Origin of the sequence: Burkholderia sp. E168m23 (assembly GCF_016586125.1) — a bacterium.
GTDB lineage: Bacteria > Pseudomonadota > Gammaproteobacteria > Burkholderiales > Burkholderiaceae > Burkholderia > Burkholderia orbicola.
In genome coordinates, this window is record NZ_BCPP01001660.1 from 1 (window position 1) to 633 (window position 633).

The 633-nt window shown below is 62.7% G+C and carries 2 protein-coding genes; one reads left to right on the plus strand and one right to left on the minus strand.

The features are described from left to right. On the minus strand, nucleotides 1–263 hold a 263-nt coding region (locus JMF90_RS39510), incomplete at its 3' end, for an Lrp/AsnC family transcriptional regulator (protein ID WP_201326593.1). Nucleotides 264–275: 12 nt separating this feature from the next. Here JMF90_RS39510 and JMF90_RS40550 point away from each other — a divergent pair. Then, nucleotides 276–633: LysE family translocator (locus JMF90_RS40550; protein WP_236598165.1), on the plus strand; the 358-nt coding region annotated here is incomplete at its 3' end.

Here is a 633-nt window from a genome sequence, read left to right on the forward strand (position 1 = left end):
CGCGCGAAGCGTTCGACCGTCGTCTTGTCCTGGCGCTCCAGCGTGACGCGCACGAATGCCGTGAAGCGCAGCTCGACGGCTGCAGGGTTCAGCAACGCGACGTACGCGTCGATCACGCCTTGTTCCTCGAGCAGGTGAACGCGGCGCAGGCACGGCGTGGGCGACAGTCCGGCCTGTTGCGCGATGTCGGCGTTCGTCTGGTTCGAATTCTGCTGCAACGCACGCAGAATGCGTCGATCGATTGCATCCAGTTTGATTGGCATTTTTGGCTATAGATGAAGTTGATGTTGGAGAATAACTCCAAATCGGACTTCGAAAATAGCGGGATTTGCATCCAATCTCCACGGGAAGTTGCCGATAATCTGACGACTGCCCGGCCCCTCGAAAACGCGCGATTCGCGCCCGCCGCGGCCCCCTTCAGGAGCTTCCCGATGTCGCACGTCGCCTGGCTGCCGTTCATGGCCACCTCCCTTCTGATCATACTGACGCCCGGCCAGGACATGGTCCTCGTGATGTCGCGCACGCTGTCCGGCGGCACGCGCGCGGGCCTCGTGACCGCCGCGGGTGTCAGCGTCGGGCTGCTCGTGCATACGATGCTCGCGACGCTCGGGCTGGGTGCGCTGCTTCAGGCTT